Annotated in this window: 13 protein-coding genes and 1 CRISPR repeat array; of the genes, 3 read left to right on the plus strand and 10 right to left on the minus strand. The window is 50.3% G+C overall.

The features are described 5' to 3' along the window. Window positions 1-171: 171 nt before the first annotated feature. Both P6M73_RS16315 and P6M73_RS16320 read right to left on the minus strand, forming a co-directional pair. On the minus strand, window positions 172-1,359 hold the full coding sequence (locus tag P6M73_RS16315; RefSeq protein WP_277854070.1) for a M20 metallopeptidase family protein: 1,188 nt from the start codon (window positions 1,357-1,359) through the stop codon (window positions 172-174). Beyond that, entirely contained in the window at window positions 1,343-3,037 is a 1,695-nt protein-coding gene (locus tag P6M73_RS16320; RefSeq protein ID WP_277854071.1) for a glycoside hydrolase family 13 protein, read from the minus strand. Before P6M73_RS16320 ends, P6M73_RS16315 begins: the two co-directional genes overlap by 17 nt. A 334-nt stretch (window positions 3,038-3,371) precedes the next feature. On the opposite strand from P6M73_RS16320, the gene zupT reads away from it, so the two are divergent. The 3 genes from zupT (at window position 3,372) to P6M73_RS16335 (ending at window position 7,615) form a co-directional block, all read left to right on the plus strand. Next, window positions 3,372-4,187, plus strand: coding sequence for a zinc transporter ZupT (gene zupT, locus P6M73_RS16325; RefSeq protein ID WP_277854072.1), 816 nt, complete (start codon window positions 3,372-3,374; stop codon window positions 4,185-4,187). 42 nt (window positions 4,188-4,229) lie between these two features. Continuing rightward, window positions 4,230-5,420 (plus strand): coenzyme F420-0:L-glutamate ligase, encoded by a 1,191-nt coding sequence (locus P6M73_RS16330; RefSeq protein WP_277854073.1) that lies wholly within the window; start codon window positions 4,230-4,232, stop codon window positions 5,418-5,420. A 194-nt stretch (window positions 5,421-5,614) separates the two neighbouring features. After that, window positions 5,615-7,615 (plus strand): alpha/beta hydrolase family protein, encoded by a 2,001-nt coding sequence (locus tag P6M73_RS16335; protein WP_277854074.1) that lies wholly within the window; start codon window positions 5,615-5,617, stop codon window positions 7,613-7,615. Window positions 7,616-7,773: 158 nt separating this feature from the next. Beyond that, window positions 7,774-10,425: direct repeats of the CRISPR family, unit length 28 nt; unit sequence GGATCACCCCCGCACACGCGGGGAACAC. Between the two features lie 30 nt (window positions 10,426-10,455). Here the strand turns inward: P6M73_RS16335 and cas2e are convergent. The 8 genes from cas2e to cas3 are packed head-to-tail and all read right to left on the minus strand — an operon-like array spanning window position 10,456 to window position 19,770. After that, window positions 10,456-11,361, minus strand: a complete 906-nt coding sequence (gene cas2e, locus P6M73_RS16340; RefSeq protein ID WP_277854075.1) for a type I-E CRISPR-associated endoribonuclease Cas2e — start codon at window positions 11,359-11,361, stop codon at window positions 10,456-10,458. Next, window positions 11,358-12,329, minus strand: coding sequence for a type I-E CRISPR-associated endonuclease Cas1e (gene cas1e / locus P6M73_RS16345; RefSeq protein WP_277854076.1), 972 nt, complete (start codon window positions 12,327-12,329; stop codon window positions 11,358-11,360). The genes cas2e and cas1e overlap by 4 nt, the downstream gene beginning before the upstream one ends. Further along, window positions 12,326-12,958 carry a type I-E CRISPR-associated protein Cas6/Cse3/CasE gene (gene cas6e, locus P6M73_RS16350; RefSeq protein WP_347276303.1) on the minus strand — a complete coding sequence of 211 codons (633 nt, stop codon included), beginning with the start codon at window positions 12,956-12,958 and terminating at the stop codon, window positions 12,326-12,328. The genes cas1e and cas6e overlap by 4 nt, the downstream gene beginning before the upstream one ends. After that, window positions 12,958-13,662 (minus strand): type I-E CRISPR-associated protein Cas5/CasD, encoded by a 705-nt coding sequence (gene cas5e, locus P6M73_RS16355; protein WP_277854077.1) that lies wholly within the window; start codon window positions 13,660-13,662, stop codon window positions 12,958-12,960. Before cas5e ends, cas6e begins: the two co-directional genes overlap by 1 nt. A 10-nt stretch (window positions 13,663-13,672) precedes the next feature. Then, complete coding sequence (gene cas7e, locus P6M73_RS16360) at window positions 13,673-14,776, minus strand: type I-E CRISPR-associated protein Cas7/Cse4/CasC (protein WP_277854078.1); 1,104 nt, start codon at window positions 14,774-14,776, stop codon at window positions 13,673-13,675. Then, window positions 14,776-15,387 (minus strand): type I-E CRISPR-associated protein Cse2/CasB, encoded by a 612-nt coding sequence (gene casB, locus P6M73_RS16365; RefSeq protein WP_277854079.1) that lies wholly within the window; start codon window positions 15,385-15,387, stop codon window positions 14,776-14,778. The genes cas7e and casB overlap by 1 nt, the downstream gene beginning before the upstream one ends. A 19-nt stretch (window positions 15,388-15,406) precedes the next feature. Further along, a complete protein-coding gene (gene casA, locus P6M73_RS16370) occupies window positions 15,407-17,032 on the minus strand; it encodes a type I-E CRISPR-associated protein Cse1/CasA (protein ID WP_277854080.1) in 1,626 nt (541 codons plus the stop codon). Beyond that, on the minus strand, window positions 17,026-19,770 hold the full coding sequence (cas3, locus tag P6M73_RS16375) for a CRISPR-associated helicase Cas3' (RefSeq protein ID WP_277854081.1): 2,745 nt from the start codon (window positions 19,768-19,770) through the stop codon (window positions 17,026-17,028). Before cas3 ends, casA begins: the two co-directional genes overlap by 7 nt. Between the last annotated feature and the right edge of the window lie 287 nt (window positions 19,771-20,057).

The raw sequence follows: 20,057 nt of genomic DNA on the forward strand, positions 1-20,057 counted from the left end.
CTGCATATTCCGAGACTGATTGTTCGACGAGCGGACGAAAACCCCGGACGGTCTCCACTGAGACCGGTCCGGGGTTTGTTCTTCATATGATGTGGATCCTGTTCTGCTGATCCTGTTCTGCTGATCAGTTATGCTGGTCCTTTTATGCTGGTCCTTTTATGCTGACCCTGTTCAGTCGGAAGAAATCACTGCCTGATCCGGCTGGGACGTCAGGTAATTGAGGTAGTAAGTCACGATGTAGGGATAGACCCGCTCGTCCACATTATATTTAGGGGAGTGGCCGGGGTAGATGCCGGTGATTTCGCTGCCCGCTCCGGCAAAGGCATAGCAGCCGGGCCAGCGCTGGAGGAGTTTGCCGAAGTCGTCGGAAGCCATGATGCGTTCGTTTTCCTGGACGTTGTCGTTACCGAAGGTGGCCCGGGCAGCGGCCCGGCATTTTCTGGTGACGGCTTCGTCATTCCAGACCGGGGGCAGTCCGGGTGAAAACACCAGATCGATGTCAACGCCGGTGGCTTCGATGACGGCCCGGGCGGTCCGTTCCAGGATGTCCCGCAGCTGATCGCCGACCCGGTCGTTGAAAAAGCGCATGGAAGCCCAGATTTCGCAGGTTTCTGGCACGATGTTGGTTTTCGTGCCGGCATGAACGCCGGTGAAGGACAGAATAGCTTCCTCAAAGGGGGAGATGGTCCGGTCCTTCAGGCGCTGGGCTTCGGACAGAAAACTGACCATCGCATTGATGGGATCAATCGTCTGATCCGGTCGGGAAGCGTGGCCGCCCTGCCCCCTGATCAATGCCTTCATAGTCCGGGTTCCGGCCATGACGGCGCGGGACGGGACGGAAATCAGGCCAAGTTTCAGTTCGGAACCGGTATGGACGCTGATGGCTTCATCCGGTTCGATGCCCAGGCGCTCCATGTCCTCCAGCACCAGCTTGGCTCCCTTGCCGATCTCTTCCCCGGGCTGAAACAGAAACAGCACTTTACCGGAGAAGGAAACCCGTTTCTCCGCCAGGTATTTGATCAAGCCCAGCACGATGGCCATGTGGCCGTCATGGCCGCAGGCATGCATGACACCGGCTTCCTGCGAGGCAAAGGGCAGTCCGGTTTCTTCGGTCAGGGGCAGCGCATCCATCTCACACCGGATCAGAGTCGTCAGTCCGGGCCGGTCTCCGCTCAGATTGGCCAGCACGCCGGTGAGTCCCACGATCTGCCAGGCGATGCCCATGGCGTCCAGCTGCGCCAGGATATGGTCCCTGGTGCGCTCTTCCTTCAGCGAGAGTTCGGGATGGGCGTGAAAATGACGCCGCTGCCGCACCATGTAATCCTGAATGGCCTGCGGAAAATCAGCGACCCGATACATCCTGATCCTCCCGTTCATGGGCTTCGTTATACAGGACGAAGCCTTCATAGGGCCGCAGTTCATACCGCCCCTCCGGGGACAGCCTGAAATCAGAGTAATTGGCCAGGAACAGTTCAAATTCGCCTTGCCGGGCAATGCTTGACAGATCCACGGGAGTGGGCTCGGCGGAGAAGTTGTTCACCACAATCAGCCGTTCCTCTCCCAGAATGCGTTCCCAGGCAAACAGACTGGGGTGATCCGGGAACAGGGGCTCAAACCGGCCGTAGACCATGACCGGGAGCTCCCGGCGCAGGGACAGAATCCGGCGGTAATACTGCAGCACGGAATCGGGGTCGGACAGCTGCTGGGCGGCGTTGATCCACTGATAATTCGGATTCACCCGAATCCAGGGCTGTCCGGTGGTAAAGCCGGCCTGGGGGGAGTCGTCCCACTGCATGGGCGTGCGGGCGTTGTCTCGCCCCTTGCGCCGGATGGCTTCCATCATGTGCTCCGGCGTAAAAAGCGAGCGGGCTTCCACCAGGTCATGCCAGGCGTTGATGGATTCCAGGTCGCGCAGATCGTCCAGGCCCTCGATGTTCAGATTGGTCATGCCCAGCTCCTCCCCCTGGTAGATGTAAGGGGTACCTTCCAGGAAATGGACGACATGAGCCAGCAGCTTGGCGGATTCTTTGGGGTAGCGGCGGTCGTCGCCGAAGCGGGAGACCATGCGGGGCTGATCGTGGTTGTTCAGGTACAGGGAATTCCAGCCCCGTTCGTGCAGGCTGAGCTGCCACCGGGACAGATTCTCCCGCAGAGCAGGCATCGCAAACTCCCTGAAGTCCCACTTGCCGCCGGGGCCGCTGTCCAGATCCATGTGCTCGAAGGTAAAGATCATGGTCAGTTCTCCCCGTTCGGGTGAGGTAAAGTCAATGGCATCCTCCGGGCTCGCTCCGGGGCATTCGCCGACGGTGAGAAGATTTCGTCCCGCCAGTACGTTCCGGTTCATTTCCTGCAGGTACTCATGCAGGCGCGGTCCCTGGAAGTAGAGATCCTCCCCCTCGGGGTCGGCGGCAAAGGCCTTGGAGATCAGGTTGATGACATCCATGCGGAAGCCGTCCACTCCCTTGTCCAGCCAGAATTTCATCATCTCATGGATTTCCCGGCGCACCGCGGGATTGTCCCAGTTCAGGTCCGGCTGTTTTGGGGAGAAGAGGTGGAGATAATACTGACCGCGTTCGGGAACATACTCCCAGGCTGATCCGGAGAAGATCGACTTCCAGTCGTTGGGGGGACCGCCCTCGGGCCGGGGATCTTTCCAGATGTAGTAATCAGCCCAGGGGTTGGTTCTGGATTGGCGGGATGCCTGAAACCAGGCATGCTCATCCGAGGAGTGGTTGACGACCAGATCCATGACCAGCTTCATGCCGCGGGCATGAATGCCGGCCACCAGCTCATCAAACTCCGCCATCGTGCCGAACTCCGTCATAATCTCCCGGTAATCGCTGATGTCATAGCCGTTGTCATCGTTGGGCGACTTGAAGAAGGGGGAAATCCAAAGGACATCCACCCCCAGATGCTTAAGATAATCCAGCCGGGAACTGATTCCGGCCAGATCCCCGATGCCGTCACCGTTGCTGTCCTGAAAACTTCTCGGGTAGATCTGATAGACTACCGCCTCTTTCCACCATTGTCTTTCCATTTTCATTCCTCCGTTGGGCTTGCGCCCCTTATTCCCCTGGATCGTTTCGAGGCGGCCGTCACCTGGAAACCCCTGACAACCGTCCCCTGGATCCGGCTGCTTCCGGTTCTGTGCCCCTTCCTTTTCTGATTGCTTCCATTATACTCCCCGCTTCCTTGCCTGGGCAATTTGTCCGGTCCGGCCGGGAGCGAATCCTCAAGCATCCGGCGACAATTTGATGCGGATTCCTTGATTTTTTCGCATGTCCCAGGCGGGAACGTCTGCCGTGAGTCCCCGGGTGATATTGTGTCCCAGGGACTGGGCGTGTAAAATGGAAGCAGAAGGAGTATAAACGATGGAAAAAAATATTCTGCTCGCATTCTTACTGACTTCTCTGGCTGGTTTGGCCACCGGCTTTGGAAGTCTGATTGCATTGTTATCGAGAAAAACGAACACGAAGTTTCTGTCGCTTAGTCTGGGATTTTCCGCCGGAGTCATGGTTTATGTCTCATTCATGGAAATATTTCCCAAAGCGCTGGATTCCCTGAGTCACGGCCGCAGTCCGAAAACAGCGACAACCCTTACGGTAATTGGCTTCTTTGTCGGCATCGCCCTGATTGCCGTCATCGACCAGCTGATTCCGGAAGAAGAAAACCCTCATGAAATCAAAGATCCGGCTTCGTTCATGGAGCATCACGAAAGCCAGCGTCATTCCAAGAGCAGCCTGATGCGCACTGGCGTATTCACGGCCCTGGCCATCGGAATCCACAACTTCCCGGAAGGTCTGGCCACCTTTATTACAGCCCTGGATAATCCGACTCTGGCCATTCCGATTGTGGTGGCGATTGCGATCCATAACATTCCGGAAGGAATTTCGGTTTCGGTACCGATCTACTTCGCGACGGGCTCCCGGCGCAAGGCCTTCCTCTACTCATTTCTGTCCGGCCTGGCCGAACCGCTGGGCGCACTGGTGGGTTATCTGATCCTGATGCCATTTCTCAACGATACGGTGGAAGGGTTTGTCTTTGCCGCCGTGGCCGGAATCATGGTGTTTATCTCGATTGATGAACTGCTGCCCACGGCCGAAGAATACGGCCAGCACCACCTTTCTATCCTGGGCTTTGTCCTGGGCATGATGCTGATGGCGCTCAGTCTGATCCTGTTCTTGTAGGATCGATCACGAAAATATGCTTTCCTTAAGGAGGAACTACCATTGGAACGAATCGTTGGAACTACCGTACGTGGGCTCAGAGCCCCTATTATCCGCAAGGGTGACGATCTGAGCGAGCTGGTCACCAAGCTGGTCATGGATTTTCTGGAGTCCGAGCACCTGCAGATGCAGGACCGGGATATTGTCGCCATGACCGAATCCATTGTTGCCAGAGCCCAGGGCAATTACGCCTCGGTGGATGACATTGCCCGGGATGTTCGGGATAAAACCGGAGGCGAGACCTGCGGCGTCATCTTCCCCATTCTCTCGCGCAACCGCTTTGCCATGATCCTCAAGGGCATTGCCCGGGGGGTCAGAAAAATCGTTCTGATGCTGTCCTATCCTGCGGATGAAGTCGGAAATCACCTGATCTATCTGGACAAGCTGGATGAATCCGGAGTCAATCCGTGGACGGATGTCCTGTCCGAGCTGGATTTCCGGACCGCTTTCGGTCAGGCCAAGCATACCTTCACCGGCGTCGATTATGTCCAGTATTACCGGAGCATCATCGAAGGCGAAGGCTGTGAGTGTGAAGTGGTCTTCGCCAACAATGCCCAGACCATTCTGGATTACACCAAAACCGTCATTAACTGCGATATCCATACGCGCAAGCGGACCAAGCGGATTCTGCTTCAGGCCGGCGCCGACCGGGTTCTGTCCCTGGATGAGATCCTCAGCGAACCGTCCGATGCCCATGGCTACAATGAGGAATACGGTTTGCTGGGCTCGAACAAGTCCACGGAAGAGGAAGTCAAGCTGTTCCCGCGGGACAGCAAGCGTCTGGTCGAAGGCATCCAGACCAAGCTCCATGAACTGACCGGCAAACGGCCGGAAGTCATGGTCTACGGAGACGGCGCCTTCAAAGATCCTGTCGGCTACATCTGGGAACTGGCAGATCCGGTGGTATCTCCCGGCTATACCGACGGGCTGGAAGGCACGCCCAATGAGATCAAGATCAAGTATCTGGCAGACAACAATTTCCGCGACCTGTCCGGTACCGAGCTCAAGGCGGCCATTGCCAACCACATCAACCACAAGGAAGCGGATCTGACCGGCAGCATGGAATCCCAGGGGACCACGCCGCGCCGTCTCACCGACCTCATCGGCTCCCTGTGCGACCTGACCTCCGGTTCGGGCGACAAGGGCACCCCGGTCATCTACATTCAGGGGTACTTCGACAACTACAGCAAATAAGTCAAAACTCAAAAAATATCGGCAGAACGTCCGATCCGAAACCCGGCTGTCGAAAGACGGCCGGGTTTCCGGTCTGGTGAAACACATCACAAAGCGACTGAATCAGAACAGAACCTGAGCCGGGCAGGCATCCGGCACTGCCGTTTTGTAGTACACTGGAGTTATCATGCGCAAAGCAGTACGGAGGGTATTCCATGCAGAAAGTACTAATTGAAGACCTGAAAGACATTCGTTTTTTATCCGCTCCGGAATTTAATGAAGCGGGCACCTGGCTGGCCTTTATCCGAACCCAGCCCGATCTGGAGGAGAACGGCTATCAGTCGGACATCTGGCTCCATGATGTAAAAAAGGGCGAGAGCTGGCGCCTCACCGCCTCCGACGAAGTCACCGGCTTTGTCTGGGACGGCAATGACCACCTGATTTTCTCCGCCAATCGCAAGCAAAAAGACAAGGATCAGGCCAAGAAGGATGATTTCACCAATCTCTACCGCATCTACCTCAAGGGCGGCGAGGCGGAGAAATTCATTACGCTTCCGGCCAAAGCCGGAAAAGTCGAGCGGATCGACGAATCCCGTTACCTGTTCACCATGTCCACCGACCTGAAGGGTCAGGACCTGCACATCCTGAAGGATGAAGCCGAGAAAAAGAAGGAACTGGACCGCCGGGAAGCGGAAAAGGATTTTGAAACCATCGAAGAGATTCCGTTCTGGAGCAACGGCGGCGGCTTTACGGCTGGCAAACGTGGACGCCTGTGCCTTTATGATGCAAAAACCAAGAAGATCACCGCTCTGAATAAAGGCAAAACGTCCATCCATGACTTTTCGCTCAATGACGCCAAAACGCTGGCTCTGGTTACCATCGATGAAAACAAGGGCGTTGCTGCTCTGGAATCCAAGCTGGGTATTCTCGACGTCGCCGCTAAAAAAGTGAGCGAGGTAAAAATCGGCAAGCACCGGATTTATGACGCTCAGTTCCTGGATGATGAAACGGCGGTTCTTCTGATCAGCGAAGGAAAACTCTTCGGACTGAACGAAAACCCCAAGTTCTTCCTGCTGAACCTGAAAAGCCTGGAGCTTCAGCCAATTCTGGAAGACCAGGATTTCTCCATCGGCTCCTCCATTAATTCCGACATGCGCTACGGCGGCGGTCATTCCCTGATCGTGAAAGACGGCTGGATCTACTATGTCGAAACCAATGACACGGATTCCCTTCTGAAGCGGATGGACCGTCACGGGAAGATTGAAGTGCTCATGGATGAACCGGGCTCCGTGGATGCCTTTGATGTATCCAGTGACGGCACCATCGTATTTGTCGGAATGGAGACTTCGGGTCTGCAGGAACTCTACCGGGTGGAGAAACGTTCCCGGGTCCGGCTCACCAGCTTTAACGAAGACTACCTGAAAAACCATCAGGTTCTGATTCCTGAGTCCATCCGCTCCCGCGGCGAAGGCGATGACATCGTCAATGGATTCGTGCTGAAACCGGCCGACTACAAAAAAGGCAAAAAATATCCGGGCATCCTGGTCATTCACGGCGGCCCCAAAACTGCCTATGGCTCCGTCTTCTATCATGAAATGCAGGTCTGGGCAAACCTTGGCTACTTTGTCTTCTTCTGCAATCCCAAGGGCTCGGACGGCAAGGGCAATGAATTCGCCGACATCCGCGGCCGATACGGTTCCGTCGATTATGAAAACCTGATGGACTTCACGGATAAAGTGCTGGATACCTATCCGGATATCGATGAAAAGCGCGTCGGAGTGACCGGCGGTTCCTACGGCGGCTTCATGACCAACTGGATCATCGGCCACAGCAAGGCCTTCCGCTGTGCTGCATCCCAGCGCTCCATCTCCAACTGGATGTCCTTCTTTGGCAATTCCGACATCGGCTATTTCTTTGCACCCAACGAAAACGACGCCTGGCCCTGGAAGAATCCGGAAAAGATGTGGGAACTCTCCCCCCTGAAATACGCTGATCAGTGCACCACCCCCACCCTCTTCATCCACTCCGATCAGGACTATCGCTGCTGGATCCCCGAAGCCTTCCAGATGTTCACCGCTCTGAAGCTCCACGGCTGTGAAGCCCGCATGGCAGTCTTCCACGGTGAAACCCACGAACTCTCCCGCAGCGGCAAACCCAAAGGCCGGATCCGCCGCCTCACCGAAATCACCAACTGGTTCGAAAAGTACCTCAAATAAGCTCCAACCAATGAAACCCGCATAACATGCAGCAAGAAGGCAGGGATAAACACCCTGCCTTCTTTGTGTTATTGATTTTTCGGGATCGTTTCCCAGTAAAGTAACCTCGCACACGCGGGGAACACATGGCGTCCAGGATGCTAGTCTTGCCCTGCTCAGGATCACCCCCGCACACGCGGGGAACACCGCCTCGCGAGCTTGTAGCCCTGGTTACTCGGAGGATCACCCCCGCACACGCGGGGAACACTTCAGCGTCTTTTGACCATCAGGGTTTGCGATGGGATCACCCCCGCACACGCGGGGAACACGCGACAAGAAAAACAATAACAAGCCAGTCCAGAGGATCACCCCCGCACACGCGGGGAACACCCTGTCGGCTCCGCGCTTATCGGCCTGTCCCAAGGATCACCCCCGCACACGCGGGGAACACCGATGGGTTTACTGCCGTTTCATTATCGATTGAGGATCACCCCCGCACACGCGGGGAACACACTGTCTGCCAGGCCTCAGCCGCTGTCGATCCGGGATCACCCCCGCACACGCGGGGAACACCCTATACGAAAATGATGAAATAGAAGATGACGAAGGATCACCCCCGCACACGCGGGGAACACTTTTATCTACGGTAATCATGATTCGCCTATTCTGGATCACCCCCGCACACGCGGGGAACACTCGTTATAATTCATTTTTTCTGCCTCCCAAAAGGGATCACCCCCGCACACGCGGGGAACACGTGTTCTGATTGGCCACCGGAGACACTGAGAAAGGATCACCCCCGCACACGCGGGGAACACGCTTGCGACATACCTGAGCGATCCGCTCGTTGAGGATCACCCCCGCACACGCGGGGAACACTTCCTGATATCGCATCTTTTTCAACCTGGTAAAGGATCACCCCCGCACACGCGGGGAACACCATACGGAATCGCTATCACCATGGACGGAACAAGGATCACCCCCGCACACGCGGGGAACACCATTTCCATGCTTTGCCCATCCTGTTGTTATAGGGATCACCCCCGCACACGCGGGGAACACGTAAGGTTTCTGAGATCCCGAACGCACTGGAGAGGATCACCCCCGCACACGCGGGGAACACCTGATGAGGCCAAAAGGCCGAAACGGCAGATCAGGATCACCCCCGCACACGCGGGGAACACTACTATACCACCAATTCAATGATAAATCACCAAGGATCACCCCCGCACACGCGGGGAACACTCGATCGCCGTACCTTCATAGTGCGGGTTTTCGGGATCACCCCCGCACACGCGGGGAACACCGTTTGTGCCGGTGATATACGGTTCCTGTGCGAGGATCACCCCCGCACACGCGGGGAACACCCTGTAGTAGTCGGGAAGATCGCTTCCGGGTAAGGATCACCCCCGCACACGCGGGGAACACAAGAGAATGAAACTTTGGGAAGTAATGAGACTGGGATCACCCCCGCACACGCGGGGAACACCAGTTTAAGGCCTCTCCGATGTTGGTCGATAAGGGATCACCCCCGCACACGCGGGGAACACCTCCGGCACTATTGCTGATGGAGTAGGAGACACGGATCACCCCCGCACACGCGGGGAACACCAAAAGCATCCATATAATCCCGCTCGTTTAATAGGATCACCCCCGCACACGCGGGGAACACGGCGCACAACGTGGATGGATCCCTGACGGTCAAGGATCACCCCCGCACACGCGGGGAACACCGTGCGACTACTACCATATAAACGGCGTTTTAAGGATCACCCCCGCACACGCGGGGAACACCAGCTATACAGAGGACGGACTAAGGGCGATCTAGGATCACCCCCGCACACGCGGGGAACACCTGATCGCTTCTAACTTTTTTAGTTGCTTGTCAGGATCACCCCCGCACACGCGGGGAACACTGATAAATTTTTTCATTTTCTAGTCCTCCTTAAGGATCACCCCCGCACACGCGGGGAACACTGAACCAATGCCGCAAGATATCCGCCCAGTGCAGGATCACCCCCGCACACGCGGGGAACACCCTGGACACTGCCGGCAGGTCTGGCAGCTGCCAGGATCACCCCCGCACACGCGGGGAACACTCCACCAGGTACTGCGTGATAGTCGCCCCATGCGGATCACCCCCGCACACGCGGGGAACACCATCAAATAGTAATCCAGACAGCGCAAGAGATAGGATCACCCCCGCACACGCGGGGAACACTCGCCTCTCCTTTCTTTTCCAAAATGGCCTCAAGGATCACCCCCGCACACGCGGGGAACACCAATGGGGATGATCTGATGGGACAGAAATTTAGGGATCACCCCCGCACACGCGGGGAACACCTTCCAATAATCGCATTACTTCCCAAAGTTTCAGGATCACCCCCGCACACGCGGGGAACACTTGGTGTAGTAACCGATACAGGTATAACTACTAGGATCACCCCCGCACACGCGGGGAACACTTTTTATTGATCCGATGATTTCCCGCCGTTTTAGGATCACCCCCGCACACGCGGGGAACACCAGATTCTGCTGGCATTGCGGAAAGAATCTTTAGGATCACCCCCGCACACGCGGGGAACACTGCTCGATTCAGCAGCGTCCTGTTTTCCATCAAGGATCACCCCCGCACACGCGGGGAACACTGATCAGCTCACTGACAAAGCACCAACCGATGAGGATCACCCCCGCACACGCGGGGAACACCTGGAGGTATTCATGGAAAAGCAGGAGCGCCTAGGATCACCCCCGCACACGCGGGGAACACTGGACGGAAAGCAAGTCGCTAAGTTCAATGAAAGGATCACCCCCGCACACGCGGGGAACACACTAAAAAAAGCATTGATTTTCCTACTTTTCTACTTAGGTAAATCACGGATTTTTATTAGTTGCATATATACCTGGTGCATTGCCAAACAGTCTTCCAAACTTCTATGGATGTGTTTTTGATTGGGGAATAAGTGGTCAAGAATTGTCTGAAATTTATAGTCGGGAACATTCTGGATGAATCTTTTGCAGAGTGGGAGGAGATCAACATACCTATTTTTTATAGGGTCGATATTCAACCTTCTTGATGCCATCTGCAAGAACCCATAGTCAAAGGGAATATTGTAACCGAGTATCGTCAAGTCTCCTGCAAATTGCTTAAATTCCTCAAGAACGCATTCTAAACTACGCCCGTTCGCGGCAACCATTTTATTTGTGATTCCCGTTAGGTTTTGAATAGAATCGGGAATGACTGAGTCGATTTTGATAAACGAAGTATATTGTTCTTTCATCTCCAGTTCCACAATCTTCAAGGCTCCCAGTTCAAGAATCTGATCAGTCTCCTTTGAAAGACCAGTCGTTTCAAGATCCAGTACAACGTACGTTGTGGGAAAGTTAGGGTCCTGATATTTCTTCTGAGTCTTGCCATTCCTTTGATTATGGATTTGGTGGTTCTGATAGGCTTTACTAAATCCAGGTTTCAATTTTGGGATTTGCTCATTGGGATTTAGCGGCTTCTTCATAAGTTTTATGCCATCATAATCAGTCAGTTCCCAGTTTGTATTATGAACCCGAAAGGCAAGTCGTTGCTCATTCTTTGCGTTATACACCATTGTCACCTGTCCCTCTTTACAGTACAGGCAAATACGATCCCAAAGCTCATCCCTGACCCTGGCACTGATATTTCCAACATAGACACCTGTTGATATTTCAAACAACCATTTTGTAAGGTCGCCACGCAATGAAATCGGAGTTGATGTAAGAGTAATGATTGTCATTCCACAACTTCACTTCCATTATTATCATTTTGCTGGTCTTTCCCATAGGATGTAGCATTTTTAACGATTCCCATCTTGTCATCCCACAAGTGCAGGGTTGTGGCTTCAACAATTTCTTCTTTGTTCGTTTCATCCATCAGAAGAGCATGTATGTCATGAACCATTTTCTCAAGAAGTCTATGATCTGCGAATGCATCTCGTACTCGTCTTCGAGTGACTGACCCGATATCTTCCTGTTTTTGCGATGCCACTTCAAAAGCAAGTGGAATTGTAACTTCTGCTTTGTACAAATCAGCTATATCGTAGACAAACGATTTGTCATGACCAGTATGGATAAATCCAAGTCCCGGAGAACATCCCAAAGCTACAATTACGCTATGTGCCAATCCATACAGGCAAGCATGCGCTGCCGAGAGAGCCATGTTAATAGGATCCCCGCCTGCAAAATCGCTCGGATCATAGTCTCTGCGAATCCATGGGACTCCTGTTGTTTCTGAAGCTATTCGATAGGCTTTTCGAATTCTGGCTCCTTCTCTTCCCCTTAGTTCCTGCATAGATAAATGTGACACATCCTCTCCTGGGAATCTCATCTGATACATTTTTCGAGCCACAGCTACTCTTGATTTTGAATTTGAGACAAGTTTTGCCTGCTGTGTGAGGAGAGCAGCATTATGTGTCATTCCATTGCCATGTGCATAGTAACGCACTCCATGCTCTCCCATCCAGATCGCCAGGCAACCTGTATCACCCAGCAGCTCCATTGCCCGGTGGGTGATACTAGTCCCTGGGCCCAGAAGCAAGACACTCAGTGCCGCAGCTGGGACATGCACTGTACCTGTTGCATCCGTTACAGTAAATGCCCCATCCATTTTATTCACCACACAGTTTTCAACATAAAGAAATGATAAACGATCTCTGATTTGCGGCAGAGCGGCTAATTTTGCCTTGCGCAATCCTATGTTCTTCATGTTGATCTCATGACAGTAAGAAGCCCGCAGCCGTAGGCCTTGCCACGTCCAATTCCATGTGTCAGTACGTCTCGAAATTTTTCCTGATTAGCTACTGTCAGAACTCCTTCAAAGGTGGTCACTTTCAGAGATACTTTATTCCCATCTGATTTTCTGAAGTTCTTCCAGTCACTTTTTATTACTTCAAATTGATTGGGGTCTAGTAAGAATCCACATCTTTCAGCTTGCCTGCACAACCAGTCCTTCTGTTGCTGAAATGTCACATGAGCCAAAACTTTTCCGCGATTGGGTTGATCTGAAGATAAGCTTTTCACTGGATTTGCAGCAAGGCGAAACCTAAGACTCAGCCCGTCTGTAATTTGATCCAACAGAATATCATATTCTTTACATTTAAATTGGACCTCATTCCTGTCTTCGCAATAACGCTCAATAAAAGACGCAGCATCTGGTTTCGATGAGCTTAATATAAACAGATAATAGTTGTCTTTGATTCGGTCAATTCTCCACAAGCACCGCTCCTTTATACCAGGGAAGCACTGTTGGACTGCACCATGGATCTTAGACGGCGAATTCATCATCTGCAGTGTATGACGTTTGGTTACATCTAAGTGGATTCGCGATAAAAACATTACACTTCCTCCAGAATTGCCATCGGATCATGTGTGGTGATTGTCTTTTCGTCAAATGACCTTATTTCACCTATAACACCATGCTCCTCAATTGCTCGGTACGTATGCTGACGTTTTATAAAACTGTAACTGACCGGTTGATCCTTTACGAACATGCAATTTTCAAGATCATGATCCTCAATGATTAACCGATATTCCGCTGTGTCACCCAATTTATCCCACTCCCCCCCTCGACAAAGGGGAGGATAGTTCGAAAGGGCTTCTTTGAGGTTTGATGATTGGATCCCCAGATTGATTCTGCCCTCCGGCGGACAGGAGCGCCGACCGAGAAACAGTGGAAACATTGGATAGTTCAAAGCTTCTTCCAGCCTATGAATTAAATCCGGATTTCCTTCGACCCCTGCCAGAAAACAAGCATCAGAAAGATAATAGCGGTTAGTGATATAGCTGTCCTTCCCGTTATTAGCTTTTGCCGTATGAAAATCACGAATCAGAGTTCCCTCACGGTCTATTCTTACGCCAAACTTGAGCTGAGCCAAGTCATCCACTGATTGATCTCTTTTTCGGCCAAGAGCACTGGCGAGCAACCCGATAACTGCGCTTTTCGTGGGGTAGCGCTCCGTCTGTCTTCTGCCCTCATATTTGGACCCTATCCCCCATGACTGTAAAGGTCCTGCCAGACGAAGCAATAGTGTTTTTTCCATAAACATCACCCTAAGACGACATTTTTTCAGATAGAACCTTACTTACTTCGTCCAGCGCTTGTGCAAACGAAAGAGTTGGTCTTGATTCAGCGAAGTGGCTACCCACATAGAAATTTTTTATTGCAGGCTTCATAAATGTTTGACTTAAAGAATCCTCATGAGCCACTAATCGACGTGCAGATTCCTGGACATACCCTTCCTTGCTTATTGGGACTGCCTTTTCGAATGCTCCCACAAAGTTAACTGGCTGATCTTCCCGCAATGATATTTGAACCACATCCGGCAATGTCCTGTTCGCGAATGAATTTTGCTTTCCAGTTGGCATGGAGTAAACAAATGCCTGAACGAATTGAGTCACTGCATCTTTGGAAACCTCTCCCAGGTTATTTTTTAAATCATGGACTGCCAACGTGGCATAGCGATACAAGGTGGCAGAATTAAACTCAACGGTTCCAATGTGTCCTGCTCCCGCATTGTCCTCTGGCGCTAAATCATCCACAGCAGTGAAAAAATCAAATTCTGTGCTGACACTGTGTGTTGAAATGGCATGAGCAACCTGAGAGCTTGCATCAGTATTGAGTGAAGGATCCTCTGCTACCATTCTGCCAAAAAGAGCAATATCAATGCCTGGATTTTGCTTTAATGACAGTTGTGCCATTGCTTTATACTCTTTGGAAGAACTCTTTTCGAGAAAATCAGAATTGCTTAGCAGTAGATCAACCAGTGCCCGTACCTGTGCGTTACTAATAAAGAACAGTGCATCCCGGTTGATTAGTCCTGTTTTTGCGTTTTTCTTCAATTTCATGCCTGCGGCAGTTAGGAGTGCCTCAGCTGCGACTGTAGTGTCTTCTGGATAATTCCTCGATTCCAGTTCCCGAATAATCAGCTGCATGACTTCCTTTGTGCGATAGGCCAAGTCTTCCTTCGGCATGTTCTCTTTGAAAAGACCTCTCATTGCATGCTTCCAACTTTGTGAGGAAACCCTGGATCGTGTGGTTCCCCCGTAAATTGCGGTTTTGGGACTACCTGTGTCATCCCGGTTCAGGCAGCTGGGCGGAACGGTTTGAAGGACATGAATGTCGACGAACAATCTCTCTTTTTTCTGATTCTCCATTACAAATTCTCCATTTCTTGTTTTTTATTTTCGTCAGAAGCTGACTTTGAAATTCGATGATAGTAATCGCGGCCCCATCTGAGCCTTACACCGTCACGTGTTGCCAGATTTTGCCATAAATACAGATCCTGCCCTAAGGCACTGTAATCCAGCGGATATCCCTCCGCCTTCAATAATTGAACAATTCCACGTAAATAATGAGCAATCTCCTCCAGATTATTTGCCGTTACCAGTTGGTCAAATCTTTTTTTTATCCGCGGAGATTCCTCATCCGTCTTGATCAGCCGCTGCAGGGCTTTTCCTAAATACTGTCCCTTTTCATGCATAGACTCCGCTTGAAGGCTCTTGCCTTGCTGGTGAAACGAATAGAGAGTCAGGGATATATGAATTGCCCACTCACCCCAGGATGGTTCCAATCCCCTGCCGGTTAAACCCTCAGGAACTCCCTGAAGAGTAAGTTCCCAGTTTTCAGGACTGGCTGCCGGTGATTTCCCCAAACCTCGCCGCATTTTGGCAAAGGTCGCTCTAACTGCTGCCTCGTTTGACGTTTGATTGAGCTGACTGATCCGACCTTCGATAAAGCTGGCTGTCTGATTCCAAGATGTATCCATGAATGCCTCCTTTTTATTTTTATCGTGGTTTACTCGTACGGTAGATAAAATCGTTGTATGCCTCCAGAGAACTATAATGTTTTTCCTGTTTATCCAGCTTAACTGTCCGGCCAATTATTGCCCCAGATCCAGCCTGACTTACCAATTCCTTGCCCATCCTTCGTATCGTTGACTGTGCTATCTTCCACCAAGCCTCACTCACCTGTGACAAGTCATCCTTCACTGGTTCTATCTTTCTTAGCCAGTTCCGGAACAATGGATCAATTGTAAAATATCCCTGCTCCTTGGCTGTCATCTCCTGACTCTCGCCGGTAGAATCCCCCGATGCAAGGGCAATACGGCGCGCCAGATATCCATATTCCTTTATCAAGTTTTCTGTGTGCTTGATTTCCTCCAATATTCCCGTGATCCAGTCACTGTTCATCTGATCCAGCAACTGGCTGCTGAACGATAAAGAATCCTCAATGATATCGTTCGCAAAAAAATCCTTGTCGCCATACTGAATCGCTGCGGACTGAAAGTAGCAATGCCTGTTTTCCAGTACATTGTTTACCTTAAGAAAGGTCAGCCAGTTCACAATTCCAGGTCTTTTATCACCATTTTCAGCAACTAGCAAACTGGCAAAATCTCTCCATAGCTGTCTTGCAGGATCATGTCGCTTCGGTACATAATTTATGGGATCATCCTTTTTCCCTGTGGATGAACGTCGCCAGAGTGTAAAATTCTCCGAAAAAGCATTATCTTTCTTGAAATAATCTCCTCCAAGCAGAATATAACCGGTCACTTTGTCGTCTGTTCTTTGAAGTAAAAGCCTTCGAGACTGAAGAGTAAGCAGATCCGCCTGATTCTCAGGGAGAGGAATTTCCCGCCGCTCTTGAGCCTGAACGGGACGTTCCCAAATTGCCCGACCTTCTGGCCAAACAGTGCCACTGCTGTCACACAAGATGAAGTTTAGTAGCAGAGATTCAAACAGGTTCCTTCCTTCTGCATAAATGCTCCCGGTTTGCCCCAACCACCCTGCCCCAGGGCTGGCTAGTTTTTCAGTGGATTTACTGGCCGTATCGTCAAAATTATTTACATGCAGCAACCACCTGGCCGCTTCATTGTAGCTAAGGCTTTGCTTCCCCTGCCCGCTGCGGGAGGGAAACAATCGAACCTTATTATTGCTTTCAGAGAGTTCTCCATTCAGTTTTGCCGCTTGATATGCTGTACCCCGCTTCATTCCCGGCACTTGATAAAAAGGGTGAGTGGGATGGAAAAGATAAAACCGATCCCAATAATGAGTAAAATACTTCATCATAAGTTCCATTGGAAATGAACCTCTTTTCCATAAAAGAGACCATCTTTGCAGTGGATCCACTTCCAGATCCGTGTCAAGGAATTCCTTAATAGAAGTATCCTCAATCGTTTCCAGCAACGAATCCTGTAACCACTCCTGAGGGAAGTCTCTTCCCAAAGTAGAGTGAAGAATAGCTAGCAGCATGCGGGTAATTGATATGTTTTGTGTAGGCGTCTCTCCAGCAAGACGGATGTAGCGATGCGCATTCTGAAATGCATCCTTTATTGACACTTCTAATGTTTGGCCTGCTTCATTCAGAACCATGATCCATGGTTCCTCCAACAAATTAAATTCTATCTCTAACATTCTGGTTTCTCCTCAATTAGTAATCCAAGCGTTTGGCTGTACCTGACAGGATGATCATTAATAACTCCGCGAAAATCCCGATCCAGCACAAGAAATAACTCACCCTTCAATAAATGTGACTCCTGCAGCATGGGCAGATTTACAGACTGTTCTTCAAGATACCTGATCGTGTGATTGATCTCCCAAGGAACACACAATTGCCTGGGTAAACTAACCGTCTGTCTGGCGATCATAGTGGCTGCTTCTATCTCAGGAACTTGTTTCGGGTTTACCCTAATGTCAGGATCTGTCCAAGGTAGTGTATGAATTTCTCCCAAATCATTTTCATATAGCACAATAACCTCCAAAGACTCCGCGCTGTCGCGTACTGCTGCTCTGCCTTGATGCTCTGTGTTACCCTGGTCCGTTTCCAGCCAGCTTGTAAACGGGTAGTGAAACCGGACCTGTGGATCCGCGATTTGAAATGCCTTCGATCGAATTCGACTGCTCTCGATGGTTGTTTTCCAAGCCTCATAGACTTCTTTCCAGTAATTCGGGTCATTGTCCGGCATAGATGTCTCATCATAAACCAACTCAACTAGTGATGGAATATTTTCAGGAATCGACACGGTCAGGGGCAATGCACTAGAAGTCCTTGCTAATAAATATTCCGAGTAAATCTGTGCGCTTCCTTTTTCAAAACCCTCCTTTGGTGAAACAACCTGGCAGTGTGCATCTTTCAAAAGTTGCGGTCGAACCCGCTCATGCCGGTGAAGTCGGCCAATGCGTTGAAGCAGCAGATCCATCGGACATAAGTCAGTAATAAGCAAATCAAAATCAATATCTAGTGACTGTTCTAAGATCTGTGTTCCAATCACAATTCGCAATGCGGGCCGATTATCGGTCTTCCTTCCTAATTCACTGATAAGCCGATCTTCCTTTTTGATCCGGTCATAAGCAGTAAACCGTGAATGTAGCAACGTTACCACATCTTCCCCATAGTCCTGGGATAACTGAGAATAAAGGTTCTGCGCTCTGGCGACGGTATTTACTATTATCCCTGCTACACCTCCTTGCGATAAATAATTGGTCAGTACGCTCGAGATCTCCGTATCCTCAATACGTTCAATTCTGACAACTCGTCCGGTTTGAGGAATCTCGATGCTGCTCTCACTAACTTCGTCGCCATCCGTATAGGTAACCAATGGATAAGACCGAATCCCCTCCTTGAGATGAAAAGCTTTATGTCCCCAACCCTTACGATACGAGTTAAGAAACTCCTTTTTCTTCTGATATGGCAATGTAGCTGACAGAATAATGACGGGTACACGGTAGGCAGCTAACCAGGAGATGGCTTTTAACAGGTATTGGTTCATATACGCATCATAAGCATGGCACTCATCGATGATTACTATTTTATTGGTCAGCCCAAGGTGCCGCAGCATAACATGCTTTTGTTTTAAACCAGCCAGTAGAATCTGGTCTACAGTTCCCACTACAAAACTGGCAAGCAAAGATTTCTTTTGTCCTTCGAACCACTGATGGACAACACTGGTGTGTGTCCCGGCTCCCTCATTTTCAAAAATCTGATGCTCTCCGTCTATTATTTCCAAGGATTGAACAATCTCATTAAACCTCGCTTTTCCATGAGCCAGCTTAACTTCATGAGTCCAATGGTCGATTCGATCCAACCAGTCGATAAACCTTGAAAACATTGAATTGGAGGTAGCCTGTGTGGGAAGCGCGAAAAAAACACCTGTCCGGCCGCTCTTCGCGGCAAAAATTTCAGCTGCCGCTAAAGCAGCCTCGGTTTTACCAGATCCCATTGTCGACTCGATTATCATCAAGCCGGGTTCATCCAACTCGCTCGCTATACGATATACCGCTTGCTGGAGGTGATTTGGTTCGAATTCATGGTTTTCATCACCGAATCGACTATTATAATAGTCATCCTGAGAAAACGAATTACCCGGAGCCCAGAGGGGCGGAAAGCTAAGTTTTTCCCATGCGTAGCTGCATCGTTCCGAGAGATTAATATACTGTTCTACTGATAAGGGAGATATATCGGGTGAAATATAGGGAAACAGTGTTTCATTGGAGGAAATCCAATCTGAGATAACCAGTAAAGCAGATAGCAAAACCTGACCTGGCGAGGATGGAAGCGGTAGTTCCTCCGGACCACTCAAATTTGCTTTACTTAATGCGAATTCCAAAAAATCATCTTGAAGCCTTTTCCAATCTGCTTCTTGGCAGTCCCCGTAAAAATTCTCCTTAAACGCTCCCATGGTATCTGCTAAATTAGCATTATCTGCAGGTTTGCCATGGTGGGCAGATACAATTGACGATATTCTGCGATCAATGTTGTTTCTTTCAAGAATGAAAAGACCAGCAAGAGCGTGCGGTGTTCTGTTTCCATTCCGGAACCAGTCCTTTCCCATCATTGACAAGCCTTGTGTTCTTATATTTTCTTCAATTGTTCGATCCAAATCTGTACTTTGATACTGAGTTGTCTTTGATTGAAATACTGGAGTTGCCTTTCCAATATCATGACAGGCAGAGAGAAAGATATACAATTGTCGGGTTTTCTCCTCACTGGCATTGCACAACTCGCTGATTACCCGTTTAGCGCCATCGGAAAGCCAGTTTTCCCATAATCGATTTGATATGGCGACAGTGTCCTCCAAGTGAATGTACAAAGGGAGCCATGCCAAACCGTTACTTGCTTTCTTTGCCCATAAATAATGGAAAGCAGGATGCAAGACGCCTCAACTCCTTTACAACCATCTTTTTGAAAAGTATAAACTGGAGATTATTTAAAATGAGAATTTGTTTTGAATTAATAATAACAAATTCAACGGACAAAAGGCCATCTATATTTCACTTTGTAAACGATGGTATAAAATTGAATTGAATATTTCCATTTGTCATCAGACTTAATTCGATATTTTTGGTGTTTAAAAAATATATAACTTATGAAAACATTTCTGTTTAAAAAAATGGGTCAATCACAAAAACTGTGGGATTTTCCCAAGTTGACATGGAGCCT

The organism is Anaerococcoides asporogena, assembly GCF_029590275.1.
Taxonomy (GTDB): Bacteria; Bacillota; Clostridia; order Clostridiales; family Clostridiaceae; genus JG1575.

Bases quoted from the DNA above. Each gene is read 5' to 3' on its own strand.
- P6M73_RS16315 (WP_277854070.1), bottom strand. From the start codon at position 1,359: ATGTATCGGGTCGCTGATTTTCCGCAGGCCATTCAGGATTACATGGTG.
- P6M73_RS16320 (WP_277854071.1), bottom strand. From the start codon at position 3,037: ATGGAAAGACAATGGTGGAAAGAGGCGGTAGTCTATCAGATCTACCCG.
- zupT (WP_277854072.1), top strand. From the start codon at position 3,372: ATGGAAAAAAATATTCTGCTCGCATTCTTACTGACTTCTCTGGCTGGT.
- P6M73_RS16335 (WP_277854074.1), top strand. From the start codon at position 5,615: ATGCAGAAAGTACTAATTGAAGACCTGAAAGACATTCGTTTTTTATCC.
- cas2e (WP_277854075.1), bottom strand. From the start codon at position 11,361: ATGACAATCATTACTCTTACATCAACTCCGATTTCATTGCGTGGCGAC.
- cas1e (WP_277854076.1), bottom strand. From the start codon at position 12,329: ATGAAGAACATAGGATTGCGCAAGGCAAAATTAGCCGCTCTGCCGCAA.
- cas6e (WP_347276303.1), bottom strand. From the start codon at position 12,958: ATGTTTTTATCGCGAATCCACTTAGATGTAACCAAACGTCATACACTG.
- cas5e (WP_277854077.1), bottom strand. From the start codon at position 13,662: ATGGAAAAAACACTATTGCTTCGTCTGGCAGGACCTTTACAGTCATGG.
- cas7e (WP_277854078.1), bottom strand. From the start codon at position 14,776: ATGGAGAATCAGAAAAAAGAGAGATTGTTCGTCGACATTCATGTCCTT.
- casB (WP_277854079.1), bottom strand. From the start codon at position 15,387: ATGGATACATCTTGGAATCAGACAGCCAGCTTTATCGAAGGTCGGATC.
- casA (WP_277854080.1), bottom strand. From the start codon at position 17,032: ATGTTAGAGATAGAATTTAATTTGTTGGAGGAACCATGGATCATGGTT.